The sequence below is a fragment of the Bartonella sp. JB63 genome (genome assembly GCF_002022665.1).
In the GTDB taxonomy this organism is placed as follows: Bacteria; Pseudomonadota; Alphaproteobacteria; order Rhizobiales; family Rhizobiaceae; genus Bartonella.
Genome location: NZ_CP019788.1, coordinates 792514 through 811746, shown reverse-complemented (window position 1 = coordinate 811746; position 19233 = coordinate 792514). Strand labels below are relative to the sequence as shown.

16 protein-coding genes are annotated in these 19233 nt (G+C 34.4%); 9 read left to right on the top strand and 7 right to left on the bottom strand.

Translation table 11 applies throughout. From position 1 onward, the window contains the following. Nucleotides 1-362: 362 nt before the first annotated feature. The 8 genes from BJB63x_RS03525 (at nucleotide 363) to lpxB (ending at nucleotide 9416) form a co-directional block, all read left to right on the top strand. Entirely contained in the window at nucleotides 363-1169 is an 807-nt protein-coding gene (locus BJB63x_RS03525; RefSeq protein ID WP_078719029.1) for a phosphatidate cytidylyltransferase, read from the top strand. A gap of 20 nt (nucleotides 1170-1189) precedes the next feature. Next, entirely contained in the window at nucleotides 1190-2338 is a 1149-nt protein-coding gene (rseP, locus tag BJB63x_RS03520; protein ID WP_078719028.1) for an RIP metalloprotease RseP, read from the top strand. Nucleotides 2339-2528: 190 nt separating this feature from the next. Further along, nucleotides 2529-4925, top strand: coding sequence for an outer membrane protein assembly factor BamA (bamA, locus tag BJB63x_RS03515; protein ID WP_078719027.1), 2397 nt, complete (start codon nucleotides 2529-2531; stop codon nucleotides 4923-4925). Nucleotides 4926-4992: 67 nt separating this feature from the next. Beyond that, the gene (lpxD, locus tag BJB63x_RS03510) at nucleotides 4993-6039 is read left to right on the top strand and encodes a UDP-3-O-(3-hydroxymyristoyl)glucosamine N-acyltransferase (protein WP_078719026.1); all 1047 of its coding nucleotides are present in this window, start codon (nucleotides 4993-4995) and stop codon (nucleotides 6037-6039) included. 1 nt (nucleotide 6040) lies between these two features. Beyond that, nucleotides 6041-6517: a 3-hydroxyacyl-ACP dehydratase FabZ gene (fabZ, locus tag BJB63x_RS03505; RefSeq protein ID WP_078719025.1), complete on the top strand. Its 477-nt coding sequence runs from the start codon at nucleotides 6041-6043 to the stop codon at nucleotides 6515-6517. 13 nt (nucleotides 6518-6530) lie between these two features. Further along, on the top strand, nucleotides 6531-7355 hold the full coding sequence (gene lpxA, locus BJB63x_RS03500; protein ID WP_078719024.1) for an acyl-ACP--UDP-N-acetylglucosamine O-acyltransferase: 825 nt from the start codon (nucleotides 6531-6533) through the stop codon (nucleotides 7353-7355). A gap of 2 nt (nucleotides 7356-7357) precedes the next feature. Continuing rightward, complete coding sequence (locus BJB63x_RS03495; RefSeq protein ID WP_078719023.1) at nucleotides 7358-8230, top strand: LpxI family protein; 873 nt, start codon at nucleotides 7358-7360, stop codon at nucleotides 8228-8230. Beyond that, the gene (lpxB, locus tag BJB63x_RS03490) at nucleotides 8223-9416 is read left to right on the top strand and encodes a lipid-A-disaccharide synthase (protein WP_078719022.1); all 1194 of its coding nucleotides are present in this window, start codon (nucleotides 8223-8225) and stop codon (nucleotides 9414-9416) included. Before BJB63x_RS03495 ends, lpxB begins: the two co-directional genes overlap by 8 nt. Nucleotides 9417-9425: 9 nt before the next feature. Here the strand turns inward: lpxB and BJB63x_RS03485 are convergent, their stop codons facing one another. The 6 genes from BJB63x_RS03485 to gltX all read right to left on the bottom strand — a co-directional run bounded on the left by BJB63x_RS03485 (nucleotide 9426) and on the right by gltX (nucleotide 16264). Beyond that, nucleotides 9426-10205, bottom strand: coding sequence for an amino acid ABC transporter ATP-binding protein (locus BJB63x_RS03485; RefSeq protein ID WP_078719021.1), 780 nt, complete (start codon nucleotides 10203-10205; stop codon nucleotides 9426-9428). 78 nt (nucleotides 10206-10283) lie between these two features. Beyond that, complete coding sequence (locus tag BJB63x_RS03480; RefSeq protein ID WP_078719020.1) at nucleotides 10284-10991, bottom strand: ABC transporter permease; 708 nt, start codon at nucleotides 10989-10991, stop codon at nucleotides 10284-10286. Nucleotides 10992-10996: 5 nt separating this feature from the next. Further along, nucleotides 10997-11710, bottom strand: coding sequence for an ABC transporter permease (locus BJB63x_RS03475; protein ID WP_078719019.1), 714 nt, complete (start codon nucleotides 11708-11710; stop codon nucleotides 10997-10999). An 81-nt stretch (nucleotides 11711-11791) separates the two neighbouring features. Then, on the bottom strand, nucleotides 11792-12544 hold the full coding sequence (locus tag BJB63x_RS03470; RefSeq protein ID WP_078719018.1) for a transporter substrate-binding domain-containing protein: 753 nt from the start codon (nucleotides 12542-12544) through the stop codon (nucleotides 11792-11794). A gap of 752 nt (nucleotides 12545-13296) precedes the next feature. Next, nucleotides 13297-14601, bottom strand: coding sequence for a citrate synthase (gene gltA, locus BJB63x_RS03465; RefSeq protein ID WP_078719017.1), 1305 nt, complete (start codon nucleotides 14599-14601; stop codon nucleotides 13297-13299). A gap of 232 nt (nucleotides 14602-14833) precedes the next feature. Continuing rightward, on the bottom strand, nucleotides 14834-16264 hold the full coding sequence (gltX, locus tag BJB63x_RS03460; RefSeq protein WP_078719016.1) for a glutamate--tRNA ligase: 1431 nt from the start codon (nucleotides 16262-16264) through the stop codon (nucleotides 14834-14836). A 114-nt stretch (nucleotides 16265-16378) separates the two neighbouring features. Between gltX and BJB63x_RS03455 the strand changes: the two genes are divergently transcribed. Beyond that, nucleotides 16379-18643: a ComEC/Rec2 family competence protein gene (locus BJB63x_RS03455; protein WP_078719015.1), complete on the top strand. Its 2265-nt coding sequence runs from the start codon at nucleotides 16379-16381 to the stop codon at nucleotides 18641-18643. Nucleotides 18644-18713: 70 nt separating this feature from the next. On the opposite strand, the gene bfr is transcribed toward BJB63x_RS03455, so the two are convergent. Further along, entirely contained in the window at nucleotides 18714-19199 is a 486-nt protein-coding gene (gene bfr / locus BJB63x_RS03450) for a bacterioferritin (RefSeq protein ID WP_078719646.1), read from the bottom strand. Between the last annotated feature and the right edge of the window lie 34 nt (nucleotides 19200-19233).

Sequence of the window (19233 nt, the reverse complement as noted above, 5' to 3'; positions counted from 1 at the left end):
TAATTTCTTCATTTTTGAGTAGGTTATTATGGTTGTTATGGTAAAATATTCTTCATGCGAGATGAAAGTCAATTTCGGATTTAATTATTTACATAAGTGGTGAGTAGTTGTTTTTAATTTTCTTTTTACGGTAGGCAACACATTTTGAACTGTATTTTCTTTCTATTTTTCAGATTTTGATAAGTGAGTTTCTGAAATTATTGATAAATGGTTATTGGTTTTGTGAGTGACATTTTTTGTATCGAATTTTATTATAATTACTAAAAAAGCTTTAAAAAAGTAGGAGTATAAAATATCATATAGCGATTTAGGGTATTGTTTCTTAATCTTGTGCTCCTTTTTATTATTGTTCGGAGATTGTTTTGTCTAATCTTATGTCTCGCATTCTAACATCTATTGTTTTTGGCACTATTGCTTTATATTTAACATGGTGTGGTGGAATTTTATTTTTTTTGTTTACGTGGGCTATTGGTTGTTTTATCCTTTATGAGTGGATTAATATTACTGAAGAAAAGTGGAATGTTTTACAAAAAGTATTAGCGGGTATTTTTTATTTTGTTTTTGGTTCCTTTTTAGTTTTCAGTACATCTGCTCTATTAATTTTTTGTGTTATAATGGTTTTAGCATTATTATTAGCTCTTACATCTATTAGGAATGTTGGTTGGATTTCTGGAGGATTTGTATATGCATCTTTTCCAGTAATTGCTCTATCTTTTTTACGAGGATATGATCTATTAGGTTTTTGGGGAGTAATTTTTTTATTTGCGATAGTCTGGACTACAGATATTGCTGCATATTTTAGTGGTCGTGCATTTGGTGGTCCCAAATTAGCACCACGATTTTCTCCTAATAAAACATGGGTAGGGGCGATTGTTGGTACGCTTATGGGGCTTTCTAGTGGCGTATTAGTTGTTTATGTTTTTGGTATCAGTGCAGTGGATTATTTTGTATTCTTACTTGCTTTGATTTTATCCATTGTTTCACAGATAGGTGATTTGGGACAATCATGGTTAAAAAGGCGATTTTCCGTTAAAGATTCTGGTTTTTTATTACCTGGACATGGTGGATTTATGGATCGTATGGATGGGTTAGTTTGTGCTACTTTTCTTCTTTATATAATTGGCTCGTTTATGTTTGATATGAATAAACCTTTAGTCTTTTCTATATAATTTTATTGAGAGAGGGTATTTTGGAATTTTTAAATCACATACTCAATGTAAGTGATCTATTTTTAAGAGGCTTAAGTGTTTTTTTCACTATTATAGTTATCGTTTTTGTACATGAGATGGGACATTATCTTATTGGGCGATGGTGTGGTATTCAAGCATCCGTTTTTTCAATTGGATTTGGACCAAATTTGCTGAATTATAAAGATAAACGCGGCACACAGTGGCGTTTAGGGCTGTTTTTATTAGGGGGATACGTAAAATTTGTTGAAGATGGTGATAGAATAATGCCATCGTCAAAACCATATTTATTGGTTCATGGCTCATTTATGGGAGCTCATGCTTGGAAAAGAGCAATGACTGTTTTTGCAGGTCCTTTATTTAATGGCCTCTTTGCTATTGTTGTTTTAACATTTTTTTTCTTTTTTCATGGCCGTTTAGTTGTTGAACCCGTTGTTGGCTATCTAGAAAAAGATTCTCCTGCCATTCAAGCAGGTTTAATACCAGGCGATCGTTTTGTTGAAATGGATGGTAAACGGATTGAAAGTTTTGGAGATTTAATAGCTTATGTAGCTTTGCATGGTGGAGATCCTATAGAATTTAAAGTAGAACGTATGGGGCAGATTTTAAAGGTGGTTATTACACCTACAGTAATCAAGCGAGATGATGGATTTGGCAATCAAATTCGGAGTGGTATGATTGGTGTGAGAGCTCCTGTTAAACAAGATAATCCTGAACATTTAGATCAAGCTTATAAGAAACACATTCATTATAATTGGCTAGAATCAATAGAAGAGTCATTAAAGCGTACGACATGGATTATTACCCAAATAATTTCTTTTTTTAGCCGTTTAATAGGTGGGCAAGAAGATCATTGCCAGTTAAGTGGTCCTTCTAAAACTTTTAAAATTGCTTGGAAGATTAGTGAAGCAGGTTTTACCTCTATGTTATATTTTACAGCTTTTTTTTCGGTTTGTATTGGTCTTATTAATCTTTTTCCAATTCCACCGCTTGATGGTGGGCATTTATTGTTTTATATTATCGAAGTTATAATTGGTAAGCCAGTTCCGGTTAAAATTCAGGAAATTGTTTTTCGCACAGGATTTTTTATTATCATCTTGTTTATGATTTTTGCGCTATTTAATGATTATTTTTGTTGGTTTAGCTATTAATTATGAGAAATATTTTACAAATTGAGTAATAGTGAAAATTAAGAAGTTGTTTACTATATCTACAAAATATTGTGGCAGAATGAGTTGTAAATAGTAAGTAAGTACATAAAGTGGTTCCTAATAAGGAGTTTGTAACTTAGCTTGTTGGGTACGTGTTTAGGAATAACAGAGTATTAAGGTGAAGAGGCTTATGACCGCGAATTCAAGACTTTTAAACGCAGCATCTGCATTGGTGCTAGCTATGGTTGCAGTTGTTCCAGCAGCAGCTGTTATGTCAATTGCAATTGTTAAGGAAACACAGGCATCAATTGTTCATTCTATTGAAGTTCGTGGTAATAAATATGTGGGTACTCAAACCATTAGAGATAATATGAGAATTAAAGCCGGGAGAGATGTTTCTGAAACTGATATTGATGCTGAAGTAAAACGTCTTTTTGAACTAGGCTTGTTTTATGATGTTAAAATAAATCAGGTAGGCAATAAGCTTGTTGTAGCTGTTAAAGAATATGAAGTTGTTAATCAGGTCCTATTTCAAGGAAATAAAACATTTAAAGATCCTGATCTTAAACGTTTCATTACTCTGAAGCAAAATGAAGCTTTCAGTTCTGATAAGCTTACGGCTGACGTAAAAATAATTCGTGAAGCTTATAAGACTGTTGGTCGCAATAATGTCTCTGTTAGAGTTCAAACTATTAATCTAGGCAGAGGGCGTGTAAATGTGGTTTTCAATATTGTTGAAGGCTCAAGAACGAAAATTGCCGACATTACTTTTCAAGGAAATAAAACATTTGGAGCACAGCGTTTGCGTGATGTGATTTTCACAAAGCCTTCAGGAATATTCTCGTTATTGATGAAGGGTGATGTTTATACAGAGGATCGTCTAGCTGCTGATGAAGAAGCTCTTCGCCGTTTTTATTATAATCGTGGTTATGCCGATTTTCGCATTGTTTCATCTAAGGCAGTTTATGATGAAAACAGTAATGCTTATAAAATTCATTTCATTCTTGATGAAGGGGCATGCTATAAAATTGGTGATATTCGGATTGAAAGTGATATTGATGGGATTGATACTCAGTCTTTGAAACAGGTGATTAAAACCCATACAAGTGATGTTTATAATGCGGAACATGTTGAGCAATCTGTTGCACTTATTAACAATAAGGTTGCTGATTCTGGGTATGCCTTTGCTAAGGTTGATCCAAGGGGAGATCGCAATTTTAAAAATCACACAATTTCAATTATTTACAACATTGAGCAAGGTCCTCGAGCCTATGTTCAAAGAATTGAGATACGCGGTAATGAAAAGACTCGTGATTATGTTATTCGGCGTGAACTTGATTTAAATGAAGGTGATGCTTACAATCAAACACTCGTTCAGCGTGCAAAACGTCGACTAGAATCTTTAGGCTTTTTTAAAACAGTTAATATTTCAATGGTCCCGACGAATCAATCTGATCAGGTTACATTGGTTATAGATGTAGTAGAAGTTCCGACAGGAGATCTTTCTTTCTCTGGAGGATATACAACAGGTGGTACAAGTCCAGGTATGTCCCTTGAAGTATCTGTCACTGAACGTAACCTTGGGGGACGTGGTCAATATGTACGTTTAGGGATAGGAGCTGGTCAAGAAAAGTCTCGTAATTATAATTTGTCATTTGTTGATCCTTATTTTTTAGGTTATCGTTCATCTGCGGGTCTTGATATTTTCCGCAGTACTTATCTTGCTGATAAAGCATATGATGTGCGGCAAACAGGTGGTTCACTTCGATTTGGGTTACCAATTAATGATCAATTATCTGCTAATTTAGCTTATTCTTACGTCCAGGAAGAATATGATTTTGGTGAAAAATATGACTTAACCGATGATGAAGTCATAAAAGAATTGTACAGAAAATATTCTGGTGCGATTGTTCAGGCTGCCAAGAATAGTCCTTGGCATCGTTCATCTATTAGTTATGGTTTAACTTATAATTCTATCGATGATATGAGGAACCCACATGATGGTATATATGCGCGCCTTCTTCAGGAATATGCAGGGCTTGGTGGAGATGCGCAATTCCTGAAGACAACTGGTAAGGCGATGATGTACAAGACACTCTCTGATCGAATGGATGTTGTAGGTTTGTTTTCTATCGGTGCGGGTTATATATATGGAATAGGTGGTAATGGTCTTCGCATTTTTGATATGTTTAAAAGCAACAATGATATGATTCGAGGTTTTAAATATAACGGAATAGGGCCGCGTCAGATTTCTCAGATGGGTGAAATGTATTTCTTAGGTGGTACAACATATATGAATGGAACTGCTGAAATGCAGTTTCCTATACCTATTGTTCCTGAAAGTTTAGGATTCCGTGGTGCTGTATTTTTAGATGCTGCAACACTTTATGGCAATAATTATAAGCCTGTTCTGAAAGATGAAACGCCGGTTACAAATACTCATAGTTCATGGCGTACATCTGCGGGTATTAGTTTAATGTGGGAATCTCCATTTGGTCCGCTTCGTTTTGATTATGCTTGGCCGCTAACTAAGCAGGAAGGCGATAATGTTCAAAATCTGAACTTTGGTATTTCTACCAAATTCTAATTTGGATTTTCTCTAGGAGGGTGAACTTTAAGGGAAATTACATTAGACTGGGAGAGAAAGTGTTTTGATGGCGGATACATTTTTTTTTACGCCGTCTCGGCGGTTGACGGTTGCTGACGTAGTAAAGTTGACGGGTGCAAAACTTCTTAATCCAGAGTTTTCTAATACGGTTATAAATACTCTTTCTTCTGTTGAAAGTGCTGGGGAGGGCTCTCTTGTTTTTATAGAGAATCGGAAGTTTTCTGATGCTTTATTAGGGAGCTCTGCGGTTGCTGTCTTTTGTACAAGTGATATTGTTTTTAAAGTGCCTGAGTCTATTGCAATTTTGGTAACATCTACGCCGCAACGTGATTTTGCTCAAGTGGGACGTATTTTATTTCCTGCTTCTGTTAAGCCAACACCTTGGTTTGGTCAAAAAGAAATTTCGCCGCATGCCCATATTCATTCAAGTGCTAAGCTTGAAGATGATGTGTGTGTTGAGGCGGGAGCTGTTATTGGTAGAAATGTTGAAATTGGTTCGGGTACTCTTATTTCTTCAACAGCTGTCATTGGAGAAAATTGTCGTATTGGACGTGATTGTTATATTGCTCCTAAGGTAACGGTTCAGTATTCTTTAATAGGCAATAGAGTTTATATTTATCCTGGTGTTTGTATTGGGCAGGATGGTTTTGGTTATGTTAGAAGCACTATTTGTGTTGAAAAAATTCCACATCTTGGTCGTGTGATCATTCAAGACGGTGTAGAAATTGGTGCAAACACAACGATTGATCGCGGTACATTTGATGATACAATTATTGGTGAGGGTAGCAAAATTGATAATTTGGTGCAGATCGCTCATAATGTGAAGATTGGTCGTTATTGTCTTATTGCTGCTCAATGTGGAATTGCTGGAAGTACATCTATAGGGGATATGTCTCAGCTTGGCGGAAGTGTTGGGATTGCGGATCATATAACAATAGGTGAATGTGTTCAGATTGCTGCTGGGAGTGGTGTTATGAATGATATTCCAGATGGGGAAAAGTGGGGTGGTAGTCCAGCACGACCATTTAAACAGTGGTTTCGCGAAGTAGCAGCATTGCGTAGTATCGGGAAATTAAAAAGGGAGAAAAGATGATATGACCGATACTAAAGAGACTAGAAGTTTAGGGGCCATCGATATTGATAAATTATTATCAATATTACCTCATCGTTATCCATTTTTATTGGTCGATCGTATAATTGAAATTGATGGTGATCAAAGAGCTATCGGTATTAAAAATATAACAATTAATGAACCACATTTTATGGGACATTTTCCTGAAAAGCCAGTTATGCCTGGTGTTTTGATTTTAGAAGCTATGGCGCAAACAGCAGGAGCAATTTCACTTTTAAATTTAAATGATCAGAAATTAGGTCTAGTTTATCTTATGACTGTTGATAATGCGAAGTTTCGTAAACCGGTTCTACCTGGTGATCAATTGAAAATTCATGTACAGCTATTAAAGAAGCGGTCGAATATTAGGCGTTTTTTATGTATTGCAAAAGTAGAGGATGTTCGCGTTGCTGAAGCAGAAGTTTCTGCAATGATTGTTGAATCAAGGCAAATGGTATAATAGGGATTTAGGAATGTCTGATACAAAAATCCATCCAACTGCTTTTGTAGAAAAAGGTGCACAACTTGGTACAAACGTATCAATAGGACCATTTTGTCATATTGGTTCAAAAGCTATTATTGGTGATGGATGTCATCTAATGAGTCATGTTGTAATAATGGGTGAGACAGTATTAGGTGCGAATAGTAAAGTATTTCCTCATGCAGTTTTGGGCGCAGACCCACAGAATAATAAACATAAAGGAGGGCGTACAACTCTTTCTATTGGTAAAAACTGTATGATTCGTGAAGGTGTCACGATGCATAGAGGTTCTGATTCAAGCTCAGGAACGACGATTGTTGGTGATAATTGTCAATTCTTTTCTTATGCGCATGTCGCACATGATTGTTGTGTAGGGAATCATGTAACATTTGCAAATAATGCAATGATCGGTGGTCATGTTAAAGTTGGCGATTATGCTATTATTGGTGGTGGTGCTGCTGTTCATCAGTTTGTTCGTATTGGACATCATGCATTTATTGGTGGTGTATCTGCTTTGGTTGGGGATTTGATTCCTTATGGAACGGCTGTTGGGGTACAAGCGAAACTTGCTGGTTTAAATATTATTGGTATGAAACGCGCTGGTCTTGCGCGTAAAGAGATTCATGCTTTGCGTCATGCAGTTTCTATGCTTTTTGATCGTAATAAACCCTTTAAAGAACGTGTCAATGATGTTTTTTCTTCATATTATACTTCGCAATCTGTAGTTGATGTAATTAATTTTATTCAAGAAAAAGGAAAGCGTTTTTATTGTACACCTAAATTTGAAGATGACATGATAAATTCAAATAAGGACTAAAAGTGGTTTGTTCTAATACTAAAAATTCTCTTTCCGGTAGAACTGCCATCATAGCTGGAAATGGTGTTTTACCTATTGTAGTTGCTCAAAAACTTGAAAAACGTAGACAAAATCCTTTCCTTGTTCTTTTGCGTGGTGAAGCTGATGTGGCACTTTATAGATATGAGCATTGTGAACTATCAATCGTAGAGTTGGTACGGCTGTTTAAAGTTTTAAAAGCAGCTGAAATTCACAATGTTATTTTGGCGGGTGGTGTAAAAAAGCGTCCATCTCTTTTGCAATTGCGGCCCAATTGGACAACTTTATCGGCTTTATCAAAGTTATTTAAGGCATTGAGAAGTGGAGATGATACGTTATTAAAAGCCTTTATAAACATTGTTGAGAATCGCGGTTTCTGTGTTGTTGGTGCTCATGAAGTTGTTCCAGATTTACTTGCTCCAATAGAATGTAATTTAACATTGCAACGTGCTACTCCTAAGCAGAATGCGGATATTCTTTTGGCAGTTGAAGCAGCAAGACTTTTAGGTCGATTAGATATTGGACAAGCAGCTGTAGCTATTGATGGTCGAGTGATTGCTGTAGAAGATTCAAAGGGAACTGATGATATGTTAAAGCGAGTCCAAGAAATGCGCGAAAGACAACAAATTTTACTGAAAGGTGGTGTTCTTGTAAAATGTGCAAAACCACAACAAGATCATCGGGTAGATTTACCATCAATTGGCCCTACAACAGTAATTAATGCTGCCAGAGCTGGATTGTCTGGAATTGCAGTGGAAGCAAAGAAAAGTTTGATATTGTCTTTAAAAAAAACGATAGAAGAAGCTAACAAACATTCTTTATTTATAGAAACATTTAGGACAACAGACAATGAATAATGGTTCTTTAAAAATTGCTGTTATTGCAGGTGAAGAATCTGGTGATTTGCTTGGAGCAGATTTAATTTCTTCTTTATCCAAACAGACAAGATGCAATATTCGTTTGATTGGTGTTGGAGGTAGACATTTAGAAACATTAGGCTTAAAAAGCTTTTTTAATTTTAATGATATTGCTTTAATAGGTTTAGGGGCAGTGTTAAAGAAACTGCCATTATTATTGATGCATATTTGTAATTTATCTAAATTCATTGCACAGGAACAACCTGATTGTTTAATTATTGTTGATAGTCCTGATTTTACTCATCGTGTTGCAAAAAGAGTACGTATTTTAGCACCTTCTATTCCTATTATTCAATATGTTGCGCCAACTGTTTGGGCATGGCGGCCAGAACGTGCTAAAATTATGCGCAAATTTATTGATCATGTATTGGCAATTTTTCCTTTTGAAGAAAAGATTATGAAAGATTTGAGAGGGCCAGCCACAACCTATGTTGGGCATCGTCTTTTAACTTACCCTCCGCTTTTAGCTGTTCAGTCGGAGAAAAAACGTTTACGTGATGAACAAATATCACAGCCTACAGTTGTTGTTTTACCAGGGTCACGGAATTTAGAGATACGAAATTTGATGCCTATTTTTGGAAAAGCAATAGAGATTGCTAAACAACGCATTCCTCATTTGCGTGTTATTTTACCAACTTTGCCGCATTTAATAAATGAAATTCGCCTTTTAATACAAGATTGGAAAAATGACGTTGATATTGTTATTGGTGAAGATGCGAAATGGTCTGCTTTTGCAGAGGCTAATGTTGCACTTGCGGCGTTAGGAACAGTTTCACTTGAATTGGCACTGGCAAGAATTCCAATGATACTTTGCTATAAACTTGATTATTTTTCTAAATTATTTTTTTTTCCAAAAATATTACTATGGAGTTCTGCTCTTCCAAATATTATTGCTGATAAGCCTGTTGTTTCAGAATATTTTAATGAATTTTTACGACCTGGCATGTTAGCAAGACAGATAGAACAACTTTTATACAACCATTTATTACGACATGCACAATTTTGTTCTTTTGATATAATAGAGAAGAAGATGAAAACAGATGCATCATCAGGAGTCATTGCTGCTCAAACGGTTATAAGCTTTCTTGAGAAAAGATCAGGACATTTAAAATTACTAACACCATAATGTTTATTGTTAATGTTTGATTTTAGCTAGGAAATCACGAGCACGTTGGCTTTTAGGATTAGTAAAGAATGTGCTTGATGCTGTATCTTCGATAATTTTTCCATTTTCTAGAAAAAGTATTCTTTCTGAAACTTTGCGAGCAAAGCCCATTTCATGAGTAACGCAAAGCATCGTTATTCCGGTATTTGCTAGTTGAGACATAACCTCTAAAACTTCTCCAACGCTTTCTGGATCAAGTGCTGATGTTGGTTCATCAAAAAGCATTATTTTTGGTTCCATACAAAGAGCGCGTGCTATAGCCACGCGTTGTTTTTGTCCGCCAGATAGTTGTAAGGGGTATTTATTACAGTGCTTTTCAACACCAACTTGTGTAAGATAATGAATTGCTTTTTCTGTTGCTTTTTGTTTGGAAAGTTTGTGAACTGTTATAGGTGCTAAAATACAATTTTCTATAACTGTCATATGAGGAAATAAATTAAAGTTCTGAAAAAGCATTCCTATTGTGCGTAGGATATTTTTTTGTTGTTGTATGGGAGCATTGTTAATATCAACATTATGGATCCAAATTGAACCCTCTTGTGCTTGTTCTAATTGATTAACACAACGAATTAAAGTTGATTTTCCTGATCCTGAAGGACCACAAATAACAATACGTTCGCCGATTTCTACGTCTAAATTGATATCACGTAATACCTGAAAGTTCCCATACCATTTATTTAGATGGCGAATAGAGATAATGAAGTTTTTTGCAGTGTCAGAAGGGTTATTACTTTTATTTTCCGAATTCATTTTTTATTCTTTCATTGATAAATAAATCAATTCATTTAAATCTTGATTGGGTGAAAAGTTTTTATAGGTTATTTTTATCTAACGTAGATATCGGGTTAGGTAGTGTTCAATTAAAATTATAAAACGATGAATAAGCTCAACGATAATAAGATAAATAATAGCAGCCCAAACATAAACTTGGAAATCAAAAGTGCGTGAGTATATCAGTTTAGTTGTACCCATTAAATCATAGACAGTTACGAGTGAGGCAATAGCACTAGATTTAGTCATTAAAATGAATTCATTTCCTAAGGGTCGTAATGCTATTACCATTGCTTGTGGAAGAATAATTTTGAAAAATGTTATAGAGCGACTGAGTCCTAAAGCTTTTGATGCTTCTCGTTGTTCAGCCGCTACTGCTAGCAAGCTTCCTCTAAAGATTTCAGCTTGATAGGCAGCAGAATTAAGAGAAAAAATAAAAAGACAGCAATACCATGCATTTTGAAAAAACCACCATAAGCCAATTTGTTGCCAGAAAATATTCAATGATCCAAGTCCATAGTAAAAAAGAAAGAGCTGTGCTAATAAAGGGGAACTGCGAAAAAAGTAGATATAGGCACGTGCTAAGTACTGTAAGGGCTTATTATTTGATAAACGTATGAATGTGATTAATATACCAAGAAGAAGGCCCATTAAACAAGAAATAGAAACAAGTTTCAAAGTGACAATAAAACCGTCAATCAATTTTAGGCCATAACAGCTTAAAAGTGAGGGATTTAAAATGAAATAGAGCCATTCAGGAATCATTAGATCTATACCTTTTTATAACCTACTTCGGCGTATGTTTCTAGATAACGTAAGATTGTGGAAGAAACTGCTGAAAATAATAGATAAAGTAAGCATGCTAAAAGATAAAACAGTATGGGTTCATTGGTTGCTGCGGCGGCTAAGTTGGTTTGTCGCATGAGATCAAGAAGTGAAATAGTTGAAACAAGAGATGTATCTTTTAGCAAAGTTAGCCAATTGTTAGAAAGTCCTGGTAAGGCATTGCGGATAAGCTGAGGAAAAACAATCCGAAAAAATGTTGTTGAGCGTGAGAGACCTAGAACTTGAGCTGCTTCATATTGGCTTTTATCAAAAATCTTAAATGCTCCAAGCCAAACTTCACAAGAAAAAGCTGCAAAAACCATGCTGAAAGCAAGAACACCAGCAATAAAAGCATTAATACTAAATCTTATTTCAAGATTTAAGAAATCAAATATAGCTTGAATAAAATTTTGTAAGCCATAATAAACAAAAAACAATGTTAAAAGCTCTGGTAGTCCACGAAATATTGATGAAAATAAAGTTGCTATAGCTTTAGCTATTTTGATATTGGATTGAATCATTATTGCGTTTAGAAGTCCTAAAGGAAGTCCTAAAATTATACAGCACAGAGCTAATGATAATGTCATTCCTGCACTTGAAAGTATTACCATACCCCACCCACCATTGCTAAATGATAGCAATGATAAATTGTCAATCATCTCCAATTCTCCTAATAAAGATTTGAGTAGTTATTTGCTGAAAATATAAATCATCTGCTCAATTTGTAATTAATTTTATATTCAATAAATATCAATTGAAAAATATTTTTTAGTAATTTTATCATATGTTCCGTCAGCACGGATTGCTTTTATGGCTTCATTGAACTGATTTTTAAGAACATCACTATTTTTACGTATAGCAATTGCAATAGGAAGTTGAGTTCCTTCAATACTTCCTAAAAAATGGCAACAGTACTTGCCCTTATTTTTGAACCAATCTAATATTTGTAATTTATCAAGAATAACAATATCAAGGCGTTTACTTAACAGATCGCGTATTACTTCTTTTGATGTAGGATAAAGTTTAATGTTTACTCCTTTAGATGCATAATGATTTTCTGCATATATAGCTTGTGTCGTATTTAATTGTACACCAAGATTTTTTCCTTTAAATGCTTCCGCTGAGATTTCTTTAATTTGTGAATCTTTAGGAACAATTGCAGCTAATTCTGTGTTGTAGTAAGCATCTGTGAAGTCAATTTTTTTAAGTCGCTCTTGTGTAGGGGATAGGGACGCGATAATAGCATCATATTTTTGAGCAAGAAGACCGAGAATAATTCCATCAAAATCTTGAATGGTGATGACACATTCAACTTTCATTTTTTTGCAAAGTGCATAAGTTATATCAATATCAAAACCATGGAGTTTATTATTTGAGTCAATATAACTGAATGGGGGATAGGAGCCTTCAGTTGCAATTTTCAACGTTTTAGAATTAGCCAATTGGGCAAATAGTGCTGCACTTATTATAAGGGCTGTTGCCAATAATTTCATTATCCTCTCCTATGAAGTGCACAAAAAGATACTATGGCTATCACATATTTTATAAAAATCATTACAGATTTTATAATCTGTAAAATTTATTAAAAGAAATACAAAAATTTAGTTGTGTTTATTTTTATTGTAATCATAAGAAGCCTTTAATCATGAGTTTTAAGGAATTATAGCATATGCAAAAGAAAAAGGTGCATAGTAAGTAAAATATGAATTATATTTCGTTATCTTTATACAAGAATTATTTTAAATTATTCAACCTGTTTAAATTAATGATGCTATATTTTAACATTCTGAAAATTGTTAAAGCACTTATTATATCTAGACAGCATGCTTTTGATGTCGTCAACTAGAATTTAGCAAGAAAGATGTCAAGCATAGAAAATACGATAAATAATTTTGTGAGTGGTGAGATATCAACAAGAAAAATAATGACAGAGTAGATTTGCTAGCAAAACGATGATTTTTTTAATAAGATAATTATAACTTTTCATGGTCTGAAGTAACTTGTATCTTTCTGTTTTTTATTGACAATACTAAATAACATCAACATATTGGCACAGCAATTTAAGCAGTGGCTAAGTGAAAGTTAAGTGTAATATAAAGATTTTATTTAAATCTTAATATGATATCTCTATGTTTTAAAAAATAGAAAAAATCAATATCTATACTTAATAAATAAAAACGAGAGTAGTAATTTGAAGGAAATACCAAAAAGAAAGCCACAATAAATTAAGACTTTATTGAATGATTTATTTTTTTGAATTTGTACGATTGTTCATTGGAATATATTCCCGTTCTGCAGGACCTGTATAAAGTTGGCGTGGACGACCAATTTTTTGTGCTGGATCTTCAATCATTTCTTTCCATTGTGCAACCCAGCCAACACTGCGTGCTAATGCAAAGAGAACAGTAAACATTTCAGTTGGGAAGCCTAAGGCTTTTAATGTAATACCAGAATAGAAATCAACATTAGGATAAAGCTTTTTTTCAATAAAGTATTCATCATTTAGAGCAATTTTTTCAAGTTCCATAGCGATATCAAGAAGTGGATCATCTTGAATATTGAGTTCTTTTAAGACTTCATGGCAGGTTTGCTGCATGATTTTCGCACGTGGATCATAATTTTTATAAACACGGTGACCAAAACCCATAAGACGGAAACGGTCATTTTTATCTTTTGCGCGAGCAATAAACTCAGGAATTTTTTGAACAGTGCCTATTTCTTGCAGCATTTTTAGACATGTTTCATTAGCACCACCATGTGCTGGTCCCCAAAGGCATGCTACACCTGCTGCTATACATGCAAATGGATTAGCTCCTGATGAACCAGCAAGACGTACAGTTGATGTAGATGCATTTTGTTCATGATCTGCATGAAGGGTAAAAATTCGGTCCATGGCTCGAGCAAGCACCGGGTTAATTTTATATTTCTCGCAAGGAACAGAAAAGCACATGTGAAGGAAATTTGCGGCGTAACTGAGATCATTTCGCGGATAAACAAATGGCTGCCCAATGCTATATTTATATACCATCGCAGCAAGAGTTGGCACTTTGGAAATAAGACGAATAGAAGCAATCATTCTTTGCTGGGAATCTGTAATATCAATGGAATCGTGATAGAATGCTGACATAGCTCCAAGGCAAGCAACCATAACAGCCATAGGATGAGAATCACGACGAAAACCGTGAAAAAACCTCGCAAATTGTTCATGTACCATTGTGTGTTGCATAATACAGCGGTTAAAATCAGTTTTTTCTTGTTTGTTTGGTAGTTCTCCATAAAGCAAAAGATAGCAGCTTTCGAGAAAGTCTCCTTTTTCAGCAAGCTGGTCAATAGAATAACCACGATAAAGTAAGATCCCCTTATCACCATCGATATAAGTAATTTTTGATTCACAAGAAGCAGTTGAGGTGAAACCAGGATCATAAGTAAAGGTATCTGCTTGTTTATAAAGAGATGCAATCTCAATGACATCAGGGCCAATGGTGCCTTTACGTACAGCTAATTCTATTTTTTTATCATTTACAGTCATATATGCTTTGTTTTCGGACATTAAATATTTCCTTTCAGTGTTTTTTTAACTGATATGTTGTTTTATTAGCTATAGCAATTTATAATTAAAGACTTTTGCACCTATGTTGATAATAGACTGACTCTAAAATTTGGTTTAGGCAATATGAAATATTATTTTAGTTTAATTTTTTTTAAATTTATTTCAATTTTTTAAGTTAAAAAACAATTTTATCTTTCATTAAGAGAATTATACTTTAAATATTTTCTATCTTTTATTGATATGCAGTTCGAATAATTTGGTCATTTATGCGGTTAAGAGATTCATCTCTTCCTAATAAGACAAGCATATCAAAAATTCCTGGTGATGTTACGCGTCCTGTGAGAGCAGCCCGAAGTGGTTGAAGAACAGTTCCAAGTTTAAGTTCTTTTGTTTGTACGTAATTTCGGATGATTTCATCCAAAGTTTTTTCATCCCAATTTTGGCATGATATTAGGACGGAATAAATTCCTTTTAAAAGAGTTTGGCTATTTTCATCTAGGAGTTTTTTTGCTTGTTCATCGAGAGGTAACGGTCGTTGTGTAAAGATGAATGATGCATCATTAATAAGTTCAAGCAATGTTTTTGAACGTTCTTTCAGTTTTGGTATTGCAGCTAGAAATTGAGCACAGCGTTGTTCATCAAGCTTTTTAGTTATTTCTAATTCATTTGCATTTTCTGTTAAAATATTAAGAGCAGCATCAAAAAGATTTTGATCATTGCTTAGACGCATATAGTGTCCGTTGATGGCATCTAATTTTTTGAAATCAAAACGAGCAGCACTTTTATTGATATCATCAATATCAAACCAGGCAATCATATCTTCTATTGAAATGATCTCCTCATTACCATGGCTCCAACCTAGACGAACAAGGTAATTGAGTAAAGCAGCAGGAAGATATCCCATTTTCCGATAGGCATCAATACCTAATGCACCGTGCCGCTTTGACAATTTTGCACCGTTTTCACCATGGATAAGCGGAATATGTGCCATAATAGGGATATCCCATCCCATTGCATTGAATATAATCGCTTGGCGAGCTGCATTCGTAAGATGATCATTACCGCGAATAATATGTGTTATCCCCATATCATGATCATCAACAACAACAGCATGCATGTAAGTTGGCGAACCATTAGAACGTAGAATGATAAAGTCATCTAGATCTTTATTAGGAAATCGAATATCACCTTGAACACGATCGTGCAAAATTGTTTCACCATCCTGTGGGGCTTTAATCCGAATGACAGGTTTGATTCCTTTGGGGGCTTCAGAAATATCACGGTTACGCCAACGCCCATCATAACGTGGTGGAAGGCCTTTTGAACAGGCATTTTCGCGCATTTCAGCTAATTCTTCAGCTGTAGCATAGCAATAATAAGCTTTGCCATTTTTTACTAGTTGTTCAGCGACTTGACGGTGACGCTCTGCTCGTTTGAATTGCGAAATGGGATCTCCATCATAGTTAAGTCCCATCCAGTATAAACCCTCTATGATAGCTTTAACTGCAGCTTCTGTTGAACGCTCTCGATCTGTATCTTCAATACGTAAAAGCATTTTGCCTCCAGTATGTTTAGCATAAAGCCAGTTAAAAAGTGCGGTACGAGCGCTACCAATATGAAGGAAGCCTGTAGGTGATGGTGCGAAGCGGGTGATAACAGACACAGATATTATCCTCTAAAATTGAGATATTATTTATGAAACTTTATTGAAAAACTATGTTAGCATAGGTAATTGGGTGTGCAATAGTCGTATTGCAGGTAAAGTGGGGATTTGCGGGTGTTAGATCAAAATAAAGTTAAAGATGATCTATCAAGAGGTCTTTTATCACAGAGAAAAAGTCTTATTTTGATACAGAAGAGCGATCGGCCTGTTATAGATGGTGCAAGTAATGCTACCTATAATGGGCAAGAGGCTTCTTTATTTTCTTTTTTTAAGGAAAAAGTAGTTTTTTTCTGTAGATGGCTGACAGATTGCATAAACAAGGAAATTTCTTTTGGACTGCTATTCTTATTAGTTTTAGTATTTTTTTCTACAGGCATTATTTTTTATTTCAGTTTAGAACAAGAACCAAGTTGGAAAAAATTTGTTGTATTGATCAGTATATTCCTTAGCTTGTTATATATTTTAAGGTGTTATTGGAAAATATGGATTATAACTGGGTTTTTATTTTGTATTGTGTTGGGCGCTTTGACAGCAAAAATAGAGACATGGCGTATGTCTACACCAATGTTGAGCAGCGATGTTGTTACCATGTTAACAGGACGAATTGTTTCTATTAAGTCTATAGAAAAAGGGGGATTTCGTTTAAAAATAGATGTTTTGAAAACAGAAAAACCTACTTTAAACTGTAAACTAAATCGGGTGCATTTAGTAGCAAAGTCTTTGCCATATGAGTTAGTTCCTGGTGACGGCTTATATGGAAAAGTAAAGCTTCGTGCTTTATCTGGACCAATACGTCCAGGAAGTTATGATTTTAGTTTTCATAATTATTTTAAAAGAATTGGTGCTCAGGGATTTTATTTAGGGAAACCAAGAAAGATATTGGTTTTCCAGTCTAACATGATGCTAGAGATAGTTTTACAGAAAATTGAAAATTTACGAATGCAAATGACTCAAAAAGTTAATAAAGCGGTTAGTGGAGAAGAGGGGAGAGTTTCTGCTGCTTTAATAACAGGAAAGAGAGGAGGTATTTCAAATAATACTAATGAAGCATTACGTATAGCTGGATTGGCACATATTTTGTCAATATCAGGTTTACATATGGCTTTACTAAGTAGCATGGTTTTTATTATTGTGCGGGGCTTTTTTGCGTTTTTTCCAATTTTTTCATCTTATTATTCAGCTAAGAAATTTGCTGCCATTGCTGCATTAATAGTTACAGCTTTTTATTTGATATTATCTGGTGCAAATATTGCTGCACAAAGAAGCTTTTTAATGGTTGCCATTATGTTGATTGCTATATTGTGTAACCGTCCTGCTTTGACATTGCGTAATTTTTCTATTGCTGGTTTGGTAACTTTGGCTGTTAGTCCACATGAGATACTGGGACCTAGTTTTCAAATGTCATTTTCTGCAACCGCAGTTTTGATTGCCGCTTTTTGTTGGTGGAGTGATGGACGTTTTTCTTATAAAGGAAACACAGTATCTTTTTATATTAGAGGTAAGATACTTCATTTTGTCTTTTTATCCATTGTTTCAACTTGTATGTCTTCATTGGTAGCGGGTTCTGCGAGTGGGATTTATGCAGCTTATCATTTTTCTAATGTAGCTCTTTTAGGCGTTATCAGTAATGCTTTAGCTTTGCCTATTGTATCAATTTTCATCATTCCATTTGGGCTGATCTCAGCATTTGCAATGTTTTTTGGACTTGAATGGTTGCCATTACAAATTATGGGATTTGGTACGAGTCTTATGATAAAAATTGCTTATGCTATAAAAGCTATTTCTCCTGTTTTAAACCCTGGATTTATCCCGTTATCTGCATTGATTTTGTTAAGTGTAGGCTTAGTTGGGCTCACTTTTTTAAAAACAGCCATAAGATTCTTTTTTGGTTTCTTTATTTTGGGGGGTATTTTAGTTTGTATGATGCAGTCACCTGCACAATTAATAATAGCAGATAATATGAAAATTGTGGGTGTTTTCAATGAGGATATATTATACATTAATCATTATCATCCTTCTAAGTTTACAATATCTATATGGGAAAAATCGTTTCGAATAAATAAGATCATTAAACCAATAAGGGTTGGTCCACCTCTCAATGGACAGTTTATTTGTGATGATAATATCTGTACAACTTTATTAGAAAATGGATTTAAAATTGCTATTTTATATAGAGAAACAGATCACTGCGTAAAAGCAGATATTATAATTAGAAAATTTGCAACAAGTAATCAAACATGCGATGCAATAAATTCAATAATATTTACACCTCAACAATTATTGTCACGAGGAAGTGTTATACTAACTAAGAATAAAAATACCATTTGGTCTTCTGCAGGCTTTTATAGACCATGGAATATTCATAGAAAAAATTTATAAAAACTAGCTAATTTATAGGCTTTCTATAAAATTTATAAAAACCTCTTATAACAGATAAGTCAATAATTTTCTAACATCCACACTTATCAGAACTTGCATTAAGCTGACTATATTTCTCTTCTCCCATTGTGTTAAAAAGCTGAAGCTGAGTTTCAAGAAAATCAATATGATTTTCTTCATCTTCAAGCAATTCATCAAATAATTTTTTTGAAATATGGTCGGAAAGTTTAGCACAAATTTCACGTGATTTTAAATAAAATTCTCGAGCTTCATATTCACTAGCAAGGTCACATTCTAAAATGTCTTTGAGGTTTTTCCCAATACGTAATGGCGCGTAAACTTGAAGATTAGGATGTCCTTCAAGAAAGGTAATACGTTTAACGAGTTTATCTACATGTTCCATTTCTTCTATAGATTCTTTGCGTTCTATTTTGGCTAATTTTTTATAGCCCCAGTTTTCTATAAGAGAAGAATGCAATAGATATTGATTAACAGCATTAAGCTCAAGAGAAAGAGCTTTATTAAGCTGTTCGATAATTTGTGGATGACCTTTCATAGTATTCTCTTGTCCTGTTTTGTTTTAGTACTGG